This window comes from Streptacidiphilus sp. P02-A3a (assembly GCF_014084105.1).
Lineage (GTDB): Bacteria > Actinomycetota > Actinomycetes > Streptomycetales > Streptomycetaceae > Streptacidiphilus.
In genome coordinates this window covers 6012623-6024325 of sequence record NZ_CP048289.1, presented here as the reverse complement: position 1 = coordinate 6024325, position 11703 = coordinate 6012623, and the positions used below count along the sequence as shown (strand labels likewise).

The following is an 11703-nucleotide window of genomic DNA, read 5'->3' as shown; positions in this document are numbered from 1 at the left end:
GTTCTCCGGTGCGGGAACAGCGGCCTGAACGTCAGGCGATTCCGAGCTCGTTCTCAATGAAGTCGAAGATCTCGTCGTCCGAGGCGGCGGTGATCTTCGTGCCGATGTCGGCCGGGTCCGGGCCGTCGTCCGGCTGGGGGTTCGCCAACCGCAGCAGCAGGGCGTTCAGCCGCAGCACGGTCCTGTCCCGCTCGCTGTCGTCCCAGCCGGTGCTGTCAGCCGCAGCCAACGCGGCTTCCAACTGGTCCAGTTCGGCGCCCAGCGGTTCGCCCTGGGTGGTCGGGAGCAGGGACTCGCGCAGGTACGCGGCCAGCAGCAGCGGCGTCGGATGGTCGAAGACCAGGGTGGTCGGCAGCCGCAGTCCGGTCACCGTGATGAGCCGGTTGCGCAACTCGACCGCGCTGAGTGAGTCGAACTCGGAGTCCATGAACCCCTGGTCGGCGCGGATGGCGTCGGCCGAGGTGTGGCCGAGTACGGCGGCTGCGGTCTCCCGGACCAGGGCCAGCAGCAGCCGCTGCTGCTCAACCACGGCCAATCCGGTGAGCTGGTCAACGAGTTGTGCGGCGCGGTCGACCGGGGTAGCGGTGCTGGCGGTGGTGCTCCTGGCGGCGACGCCGCGTCGGGGGCCGGAGCGCAGCAGGTTCCGCAGGACCGGCGCGGCGGTGTCGGGCAGCAGCCCGGCGGTGTCGATACCGGCGGGGACGAGGGCCGGATGCGCCGATCCGAGTGAACGGTCGAACAGCTCCAGGCCCTGTTCGGTGGTCATCGGGGACAGTCCGCTGCGGGCCATCCGGGTGACGTCGGTGGCGGTGAGGTGCCCGGTCATCCCCTCGCTCGCCTCGGCCCAGTGCCCCCAGGCCAGGGACAGCGCCGGGAGCCCGCGCGCCCGGCGGTGCTGGGCCAGGGCGTCCAGGTAGCTGTTGGCCGCCGCGTAGTTGGCCTGCCCGGCGTTGCCGAGCACGCCCACGGCGGAGGAGAACAGCACGAAGGCGGACAGGTCCAGGTGTTCGGTCAGCTGGTGCAGGTTCCACGCGGCGTCGACCTTCGGCCGCAACACCGCGTCGAGTTGACTGGGTGTCAGTGAGGTGAGCACGCCGTCGCTGAGCGTCCCGGCGGTGTGCACGACGGTGGTGAGCGGGTGCGCGGGGTCGATGGACCCGAGCAGCGCGCCGAGGCTGTCCGGATCGGCCACATCGGCCGCTCCGATCCGCACCTCGGCACCCAACTCCCGCAACTCTGTCGCGAGTTCGGTCGCACCCGGAGCGTCCGAGCCGCGGCGGCTGACCAGCAGCAGGTGGCGGACGCCGTGGTGGGCGACCAGATGGCGGGCGAGCAGGCCGCCGAGGGCGCCGGTACCGCCGGTGATCAGGGTGGTGCCCTCGGGGCGCGGTGCGGCCGGGAGGGTGAGCACGAGCTTGCCGGTGTGCCGGGCCTGGCTCAGGTGCCGCAGCGCCTCCGGAGCCTGGCGGACGTCCCAGGCGCTGACCGGCAGCGGCTGGAGCACGCCCTGCCGGAACAGCTCGCCGAGTTCGCCGAGCATCCGACCGATCCGGTCGGCGTCCACCTCGAACAGGTCGAACGCCTGGTAGCTGACGCCGTGGTGGTCGGCGGCCACCTGGGCCGGGTCGCGGACGTCGGTCTTGCCCATCTCGATCAGTCGCCCGCCGTCGGCCAGCAGCCGCAGTGAGGCGTCGGTGAACTCGTGGGCAAGGGAGTTGAGGACCACGTCGACGCCGTGGCCGTCGGTGTTCGCGCGGAACCGCTGCTCGAAGTCGAGGGTCCGCGAGGAGGCGATGTGCGCGTCGTCCAGACCCTGTCCGCGCAGTGCCTCCCACTTGCCCGGGCTCGCCGTGCCGAAGACCTCGACGCCCCAGTGCCGGGCGAGTTGCACGGCGGCGGTGCCGACGCCGCCGGTCGCGGCGTGGACCAGCAGCCGCTCGCCGGGGCGCAGCCCGCCGAGTCCGGCGAGGCCGTGGTGGGCGGTGAGGAAGGCCACCGGGACCGATGCCGCCTGGGCGTCGGTCCAGCCGTCCGGGATGCGGGTGAGCAGCCGGTGGTCGGTGACGGCGAGCGGGCCGAGGGTGCCCTGTACCAGGCCCATGACCCGGTCGCCCGGTGCGAGTTGGGTGACTCCGGGCCCGATCTCCAGGACCGTGCCGGCGCCCTCGGCGCCGATCCGGGCGCCGCCCGGGTACATGCCGAGGCTGATCAGTACGTCGCGGAAGTTGAGCCCGGCCGCCCGCAGCGCCAGCCGTACCTCGCCGGGCGCCAACTCCCGCTGTGCCTCCGGGTTCTCCAGCAGGGCGAGGTTGGCCAGGGAGCCGGGTTCGGTGACGTCCAGCCGCCAGTCGGCGGTGTCCGGCGGGGTGAGCAGGCCCTGGTCGGTGTCCTGGGCCAGCCGTGGGACCCGGAGCTCCGGTTCGCGCAGGGCGAGTTGGGGCTCGCCGGAGCCGAGCGCGGCGCGCAGCGCGGCCAGTGTTGGCGGCCGGTGGTCGAGGTCGACGACGGCCAGGCGGCCGGGGTTCTCGGTCTGCGCGGTGCGCAGCAGCCCCCACAGACCGGCGGTGGCCAGGTCGCCCGGGGCCTCGCCCGGGCGGGCGGCGACCGCCTGGCGGGTGACCACGGCCAGCAGCGAGTCGGCGAAGCGGTCGTCCGCGAGCCAGCTCTGGAGCTGGGCCAGGATCCGGCCGAGCAGCGCGTGGGCTGCGGCGGGGCAGTCGGCACCGCCGTGGGTGGCGGTCGCGTCGAGCAGCACCACCTCGGGGGCGGTGCCGCCGTCGGCGCCCGCCGCGTCGATGGCGGCGCCGAGCGCGGCGAGGTCCGGGTGGAGCGCCGGGTGTTCCTCGGCGGGTCCGTCCAGCGCGCCCGGGACCGCCAGCCCGGTGCCCTCGGCGGCGATCAGCGCCCAGGACCCCGGGAACGGACGCGGGTCGGTGTCCAGCAGCGGCCACTCCAGCCGGTACGGGCGGTCGCTGCGTGCCGCCGGGGCGCGCAGCTGGGCGGGTGCGATCTCGCGCAGGGTCAGCCCGCGCACCTCGGCCACCGGGGCTCCGGCACTGTCGGCGAGCCGGAGGGCGACGGTGTCCGTTCCGTTCGGACTCACCCGCACCCGCAGGGCGGCGGCGCCGGTGGCGCGCAGATCCAGGCCGCTCCAGGCGAACGGCAGCCGGGTCCGGGGGGTGTCGGCGTCCGTGGTCGGGAGGCCGACCACGGCGTGCAGGGCCGCGTCCAGCAGTGCCGGGTGCAGCCCGAAGCCGCTCGCTGCGGCGGCCTGCTCCTCGGGCAGCTCGACCTCGGCCAGTACCTCCTGGCCGAGCCGCCAGGCCGCCCGCAGTCCCTGGAACGCCGGGCCGTACTCGTAGCCGAGCGCGTCCAGGCGCGGGTAGAGGTCGGACAGGTCGACCGGGACCGCCCCGGCCGGGGGCCACGCACCGGCGGCGTCGGCGGCGGAGGCATCGGTGGTGTCGGCCGGACCGGAGCGGGCGAGCAGCCCGGTCGCGTGCCTGGTCCACTCGGCCGACGCGGCGGCGGCCGAGTGCACGGTCAGCGTCCGGTGGCCGGTGTCGCCCTCGGCGCCGATCACGACCTGGAGCCGGATGGTTCCCTGCTCCGGCAGCAACAGCGGTGCCTCGATGGTCAGTTCCTCCAGGTGCTCGGCTCCGGCGAGTTCCGCCGCGTGCAGCGCCAGCTCGACGAAGGCGGTGCCCGGCAGCAGTACCCGGCCGAGGACCGCGTGGTCGCCCAGCCACGGGTGGGTGCGCAGCGACAGCTGTCCGGTGAGCAGCCAGCCCGCGTCTCCGGCGAGTTCCACGGCGGTGTCGAGCAGCGGATGCGCGCTGCGGTCGGCCGCCCCGCCCGACCGGCCCAGGCCGGAGTCGGCGGTCAGCCAGTACGCGTGGCGTTGGAACGCGTAGGTCGGCAGCTCGGTCCGGCGGACCGGGTGCCCGGCGAAGGCGGCGGTCCAGTCCACCGCCACGCCGTCGGTGTGGAGTTCGGCCAGCGCGGCGGTGAACGACTCCGCCTCCGGCCGGTTGCGGCGCAGCGCTGACGTCAACACCCGCCGGGGCGTGGACTGTTCGTCGGACTGCGGCAGTTCGGCGAGGGTGTCGTGGGTGAGCGCGGTGAGCACCGCGTCCGGCCCCAGCTCCAGGTAGCGGGTGACCCCGAGGCCGTCCAACTGCCGGATGCCGTCGTGGAAGCGGACGGCGCCGCGCACATGGCGGACCCAGTAGTCGGGGTCGCCCAGTTCGGCGGCGGTCGCGGGCAGACCGGTGACGTTGGACAGCACCGGGATCCGCGGCTCGGCGAAGTCGAGACCGGCCGCGATCTCCCGGAACTCCGCGAGCACCGGGTCCATGTGCGGGGAGTGGAAGGCGTGGCTGACCGCCAGCCGCTTGGCCTTGTGTCCGCTCCCGCGCCAGCGGTCGGCGAGCGCCAGCACGGGGGCCTCGTCGCCGGACAGCACCACCGAGCGCGGGCCGTTGACGGCGGCGATGCCGACTGCGGCCTCCTGTCCGGCGAGCAGTTCCAGCGCCTGTGCCTCGGTCGCCTCCAGCGCCACCATCGCGCCGCCGGTGGGCAGTTGCTGCATCAGTCGGGCCCGAGCGGCGACCAGTGCGGCGGCGTCCGGCAGCGACAGCACGCCCGCCAGGTGGGCGGCGGTCAGCTCGCCGATCGAGTGGCCGATCAGGTAGTCGGCGCGCAGCCCGAAGGACTCGGCCAGCCGGTACAGCGCGACCTCGACGGCGAACAGCGCGGGCTGGGTGAATCCGGTGCTGTCCAGCAGCGCCGCCTCCGGGCTGCCGGGCTCGGCGAAGACCAGCTCCCGCAGCGGGCGGGACAGGTGCCGGTCCAACTCGGCGGCCACGGCGTCGAACTGCTCGGCGAACACCGGGAAGGCGCGGTGCAGTTCGCGGCCCATGCCGGGACGCTGGCTGCCCTGCCCGCTGAACAGGAACGCGGTTCGCCCGGCCCGGGCGGAGACGGCGCCGACGACCACCCCGGACCCCGCGTCCTCGCCCGCCGCCAGCCCGGTCAGCCGGTCCAGCGCCTGCTCGCGGCTGTCCGCGACGACCACCGCGCGGTGCTCGAAACGGGTGCGGGTGGTGGCCAGGGAGTAGCCGAAGTCGCCCAGCCGGTCCTGTTCCTGGGCGCTGATCCGCTCCCGCAGCCGCTGTGCCTGCGCCCGCAGGGCCGCCTCGCTCTTACCGGAGAGCAGCAGCGGAACCGGAAGTGACGGCTCGTCAGTTGTGTTGTCGGGAACGGGTGGCGCGTCCGGGGCCTGCTCCAGGATGAGGTGCGCGTTGGTGCCGCTGATGCCGAAGGAGGAGACGGCGGCGCGGCGCGGCCGGTCGGTCCGCGGCCACTCGGTGTTCTCAGTGAGCAGGGAGACCGCTCCCGCGGTCCAGTCCACGTGCGGGGACGGCTGCTCCGCGTGCAGGCTGCGGGGCAGCACCCCGGCGTTGAGCGCGTGCACCATCTTGATCACACCGGTGACCCCGGCCGCCGCCTGGGTGTGGCCGATGTTGGACTTCAGCGAGCCGAGCCACAGCGGCCGGTCCGCCGGGCGGTCCTGCCCGTAGGTGGCGAGCACCGCCTGCGCCTCGATCGGGTCGCCGAGGGTGGTGCCGGTGCCGTGCGCCTCCAGCGCGTCGACATCGCCGGGGGCCAGCCCGGCCGAGGCCAGGGCGGCGCGGATGACCCGTTGCTGGGCGGGGCCGTTCGGGGCGGTGAGCCCGTTGCTGGCGCCGTCCTGGTTCACCGCACTGCCCCGGACCACGGCCAGAACCGGGTGGCCCAGTCGCCGGGCGGTGGACAGCCGCTCCAGCAGGACCAGGCCCGCCCCCTCCGACCAGGCGGTCCCGTCCGCCTCCGCGCCGAAGGGCTTGCACCGACCGTCGGGCGCGAGCCCGTGCTGTCGGCTGAACTCGGTGAACATCCCGGGGTGGGACATCACGGTGACGCCGCCGGCGACCGCCAGGTCGCACTCGCCGCGCCGCAGCGCCTGCACCGACAGGTGCATCGCCACCAGCGACGAGGAGCAGGCCGTGTCGACGGTGATCGCCGGGCCCTCAAGCCCCAGGGTGTACGCGATCCGGCCGGAGGCGACGCTGGTCAGGCTGCCGGTCAGGGCATGGCCCTGGTGTCCCTCCGGCGTCTCGTGCAGGCGCGGTCCGTAGTCCTGCGGCATCACCCCGACGAAGACGCCGGTCCGGCTGCCGCGCAGGGTGGTCGGGTCGATCCCGGCCCGCTCGCACAGCTCCCAGGAGGCCTCCAGCAGCAGCCGCTGCTGCGGGTCCATCGCGGCCGCCTCGCGCGGGCTCAGCCCGAAGAACGCGGCGTCGACCTCGTCCGCGCGGTGCAGGAAGCCGCCCTCGCGGGTGTACGTGGTCCCGGGGCGCTCGCCGTGCGGGTCGTAGAGGCCGTCCAGATCCCAGCCGCGGTTCTCCGGGAAGGGCCCGATCGCGTCCCGGCCGGACAGCACCAGCTCCCAGAGCTGCTCCGGGGTGTCCGCCTCGCCGGGCCAGCGGCCGCTCATCGCGACCAGCGCGATCGGGTCGGTGTCCGGGTCGGCGGCCACGGCGGCCGGGTCGGCGGTGGGCTGCTGCTCGTCCGATCGCGGCTCCAGGTGCCGGACCAGCGCCTCGGGCGTCGGGTGGTCGTAGATCAGGGTCGGGGAGAGCGCGAGGCCGGTCGCGGCCTCCAGCCGGACCCGGAACTCGACCGCCCCCGCCGAGTCGAAACCCAGCTCCTTGAAGGTGAGTTCGGCGTCGATGTGCGCGTCCGGCCGCTGGCCGAGGACGATCGCGGCGGCGGCCAGCACGGCGCTGCGCAGCTCCGCGCCGCGCGGGCCCTGGGCCTGCGCCGGGGCGACGACGGCACTCTCGGTGTCCTCGTGGTCCAGCCACAGCGGACGGCGCTGGAACGGGTAGCCGGGCAGGTCGACCAGCTCGGTCCCGACCGGCAGCGCGGCGGGCCAGTGCACCTGGCCGCCGCCGAGGTGGAACTGCGCCAGCGACTCGTGGAACTGGCGCAGGCCGCCGTGGTCGCGGCGCAGCGTACCCACCGCGACCGAACCGGTGTCCGCGGCCGGGTCCGCCGGGGCGGCCGAGTCGAGGATCTGGCGGACGCCGTAGCTCAGCACCGGGTGCGGGCTGCTCTCCACGAAGGCGCGGTGCCCGTCGGCCAGGGCCGCCCGCAGCGCCTGCTCGAACTCCACCGGCTGCCGCAGGTTCCGGTACCAGTAGTCGCCGGTCAGCTCGGTGGTGTCGAGCAGGCCGCCGGTGACCGTGGAGTAGAACGCCAGCTCGCCCGGGCCCGGGACGATGCCGGACAGCAGCGCGGGAAGCCGCTCGCGCAACCCCTCCACCTGCGGCGAGTGCGAGGCGTAGTCGACCGGGATGGCGCGCACCCGGACGTCCTCGCCGCGGTACTCGGCGAGCAGCTCGGCCAGGGCGGCGCGGTCGCCGGAGACCACGGTGGAGTCCGGTCCGTTGACGGCGGCGACGCTGAGCAGCCCCGCCCAGCGGGCCAGCCGCTCGCTGACCTCGGCGGCGGGCAGCGGGACCGAGGCCATGCCGCCTCCCGGGCCCGAGGCCGCGAGCTCGGCGATGGCCTGGCTGCGCAGCGCCACCACGGCGGCGGCGTCGGCCAGCGTCAGCGCTCCGGCGAGGTGGGCGGCGGCGATCTCCCCCTGCGAGTGCCCGATCACCGCAGCCGGGCGCACCCCGGAGGCCAGCCAGAGCCGGGCCAGCGAGACCTGGACCGCGAACAGCAGCGGCTGGACCACGTCCACCCGGTCCAGCGGCGGCGCGCCGGGGACGTCGCGCAGGACGTCCAGCGGCGACCAGGACAGGTGCGGCGCGAGGGCGCGCAGGCAGGAGTCCAGGTGCTCGGCGAACACCGGTGAGCTGTCCAGCAATTCGGTCGCCATGCCGACCCACTGGCTGCCCTGCCCGGGGAACACGAACACGGTGCCGCCGGTGTCCCCGGCAACGCCCTGCAGCAGCGCCGCCGACTGCTCGCCGTCGGCCAGCGCCCGTACGCCGTCCAGCAGTTCCTGGCGGTCCGCGCCGACGACGGCGGCCCGGTGGCGGAAAGCGGTGCGGGTGGTGGCCAGCGAGCGGGCGACCGGGGCCGGGGTGAGCTCCGGCCGGTCGGTGACCGCGGCGTGCAGCAGCGCGGCCTGCTCGCGCAGTGCGGCCTGGTCGCGGGCGGACAGGATCCAGGCCACCGGCCGGTCCGGCGAGCCCGAGCCGGGCGCCGGGGCGGCCTGCACGGCCTGCGCGGCCGGGAGCGGCTCGGGCTCGGCGAGTACCAGGTGGCAGTTGGCGCCGCCCATGCCGAAGGAGCTGACCCCGGCCAGCAGCGGCCGGTCCGTGCCGGGCCAGGGCGTGAGCTCCCGCTGGACCCGCAGGTTCCACTCGTCGAAGCGGATCAGCGGGTTCGGGGTCTCGAAGTTGAGGCTCGCGGGCAGCGCCCGGTTGCGGATGCTGAGGGCGACCTTGAGCAGTCCGACGATGCCGGAAGCCCCCTCCAGGTGGCCGACGTTGGTCTTCGCCGAGCCCACCAGCAGCGGCCGGTCACCGGCCCGCCCGCCACCCAGCGCCGCGCCGAGGGCGGCGGCCTCGATCGGGTCGCCGACCCGGGTCCCGGTGCCGTGCAGTTCCACGTACTGGACGTGGCCGGGGTCGACCCCGGCCTGGGCCACCGCCGCGCGCACCACGCGCTCCTGGGCGTCGGCGCTGGGCACGGTCAGGCCGTCGGTGGCGCCGTCGTTGTTGACCGCGCCGCCCAGCACCAGGCAGTGCACCCGGTCGCCGTCGGCGACCGCCTGGGAGAGCAGCTTGAGCACGACCACGCCGCCGCCCTCGCCGCGCACGTAGCCGTTGGCGCGGGCGTCGAAGGTGAAGCAGCGGCCGTCCGGGGAGAGCGCGCCCAGCCGGTCGGCGGCCAGGGTGCTACCGGGCGCCAGGTTCAGGCTGACGCCGCCCGCCAGGGCGACCGTGCTCTCGCCCCGGCGCAGGCTCTCGCAGGCCAGCTGGACCGCGGTGAGCGCGGAGGACTGGGCGGAGTCGACGGTCAGGCTCGGCCCGTGCAGCCCCAGCGTGTACGAGACCCGGTTGGCGATGATGCCCCGGTTCAGCCCGGTCAGGCTGTAGCGGTTGACCGCGAGGTCGCCGCGCGCCTGGAGCAGCGCGGCGTAGTCGGCGGCGATCGCGCCGACGAAGACCCCGGTCGCGGTGCCGGACAGGGCGCCCGGCACGATCCGGGCGTCCTCCAGGGCCTCCCAGCTCAGTTCGAGGAACAGCCGCTGCTGGGGGTCCATGGCGGCGGCCTCGCGCGCGGTGGTGCCGAAGAACTCGGGGTCGAAGCCGTCGACCTGGTCGAGGAAGCCGCCGACCGACGGGCTGCTCCCGCCCGGACGGCCCGCGGGGGCCTCGCCGATCGCGCTCTCGCCGCGCGCCAGCAGCTGCCAGAAGGCCGCGGAATTCGGCGCTCCGGGAAGTCGGCAGGAAAGTCCGACAATGGCGATCGGCTCCACCCGGGCCGATCCGGAAGCCGCAGCGGAAGCCGACCCGGAAGTCGATGTGGAGGCTGTTGCGGAAAGATCCGCGAATTCAGCGCTCTGGGTCACCGTCATGAATTCTCCCCCCTCGCGGTACCGCCCGGGAGGCAAATTCCCCGACGCACCCGTCCGACACTGCGAAGGGCAGCGGAAGGCCACCGTGCATGTCGTTGGAATGTCTCCATTATCGAGTGCGGTGCCGACTCCTCAAACCCCTAACCTCCGCCCCGACCCCTACGGGGTCGGACCACCGGCGGCCCGGGACGGAGTCGGAGCCGGGCCACCGGCCGGGCTCACCCGGCGAGGTCCGCGTCGAACCTGGGCATCAGGTCGAGCCGCCGGGTCACCCCCAACTTCCGGTAGACCCGGGTCAGATGCTGCTCCACCGTGCTCACCGTGATGAACAGCCTGGCCGCGATCTCCCGGTTCATCAGGCCCTGCGCCGCCAGTTCGGCCACCCGCCGCTCGGCGTCGCTGAGCTCGGTCACGCTGTCGTCCTCGATCCGCGGCGCCGTCCCTGCCACGGGGCCGCGCCGACCCCCCTGCCGGGGCAGCGAGCGCACCCCGAACGGCACCGCGGCGACCTGCGGCGCCAGCAGTTCGCACAGCGCGTCGAGGCCCTGGTCCTCGGCGATCTTCAGGGCCCGGCGGGCGGTCATCAGCGCCCGCCCGGTCTCGCCGAGTGCCTGGTAGGCCAGGCTGAGGTCGGCCAGGGCGTGTGCCAACTCCTCGTCGTGGCCCGAGCCCTGGAGCTCCGCCACGGCCTCGCGCAGCGCCGCCGAGCGCTGCCGCAGGGCGCTCGCCCCGGGTTGGACGCCGGTCGTCCGCGTCCCGGCGGCGGCCAGCGCCAACCGGCCGCGCAGGGTGCGCTGCTGCTCGCTGGTCATGGTGCCGAGCACGTGCTCGCGGATCGCCGGGTGGCGGAAGTCCCCCCGGGACAGCAGGCCGGCGACGGTCAGCGCCTCGACCGCGCGGGCGGTGCTCCGCTCCGACAGTCCGGCCAGCTCCGCCAGGTCCGCCGGTGACTGCGGTCCGGCGGCCACGGCCAGGGCCCGGGCCACCTCCAGCACCGCCGGGTCCAGCCGGTAGAGGCAGCTGAGCAGGTCCCGGCGGAAGGTCTCGCCGGCCAGCAGCTGCTCCAGGGCCTGCCCGGCCCCGGTGTCCCGGGCCCACTCGTACTCCAGTACCAGCGCGCGCAGCAGCAGCGGGTTGCCGCCGGTGGCCGAGTGGAAGCCGGAGGCCAGGCGCTTGGCGGCGTCCTGGCCGAGCCGGGCGCCCAGCAGCTGGGCCGAGCCGTCGGGGGACAGCAGCCGCAGCCGGACCCGGTCGTAGTGCGGCTGCCGGACCAGTTCGGTGTCGAACAGCGGATGGGCCGCGACCGCGAACTCCCGCTCGCCCAGTACCACCAGCACCCGGGACTGCCGGGTCCGGCGGACCAGGTAGAGCAGGCACTCCAGCGACTGCGGGTCCGCGTACTGCACGTCGTCGACGCTGATGACCAGCGGTCTCGCCTCGGCCAGCGCCAGCAGCGCGCCGGCCAGGCCGTGCAGCACGCTCACCGTGAGCCGCCCCGGGGAGCTGTCCGAGTCCGCGTTGCGGATCCCCTCGGTGAGCAGCGCGCAGACCTCGGCGGCCGCCGAGGCGTCGAGCGGCGCGTTCTGGAACAGCTGTACCAGCAGCGCCAGCGGCAGTTCGCGCTCCATCGGCGAGCCGACCGCGCCGAGGTGGACGGCGCCGGCCCGGGCCACCTCGGTGGCGAAGCCGTGCAGCAGCTCGGTCCGCCCGGAGCCCACCGCTCCGGTCAGCGCGACCACGCCCCCCTTTCCGTCCGCGCACCGGGCCAGTGCCTCCCGCAGTCGGCCGATCTCGGTTCCGCGTTCAACCAGTTCCATGAAAAGACTCCTCGTGGAGGGCGCCGCCATTCGGCGTACCCGGAACCACCTGCCTCATTTCCGGAATCCTCACAACAATGCCGGAGTGAATGGCAGACTGGTTCAGGTCGATTGACGGCACATCATCACAACCGTGGCGCCCCCGCCGGAGCGGGCGCATACCGGTGGACCGCTGCTCCGCCATTCAGTGACGGAGGAAGCGGAACATGGCCGGACCCCGGTTCTCCCTGGATTCGTTTCTCC

General features: G+C 74.8%; 2 protein-coding genes. Both read right to left on the bottom strand.

Translation table 11 applies throughout. From position 1 onward, the window contains the following. Positions 1-31: 31 nt before the first annotated feature. Positions 32-9643, bottom strand: coding sequence for a type I polyketide synthase (locus GXP74_RS25840; protein WP_182453627.1), 9612 nt, complete (start codon positions 9641-9643; stop codon positions 32-34). Positions 9644-9861: 218 nt separating this feature from the next. After that, positions 9862-11460: a LuxR family transcriptional regulator gene (locus tag GXP74_RS25835; protein WP_225448191.1), complete on the bottom strand. Its 1599-nt coding sequence runs from the start codon at positions 11458-11460 to the stop codon at positions 9862-9864. Positions 11461-11703: the final 243 nt, after the last annotated feature.

What these genes read in the sequence shown, in the direction of transcription:
- GXP74_RS25840 (WP_182453627.1), bottom strand. Translation starts at nt 9,643, where the DNA reads ATGACGGTGACCCAGAGCGCTGAATTCGCGGATCTTTCCGCAACAGCC.
- GXP74_RS25835 (WP_225448191.1), bottom strand. Translation starts at nt 11,460, where the DNA reads ATGGAACTGGTTGAACGCGGAACCGAGATCGGCCGACTGCGGGAGGCA.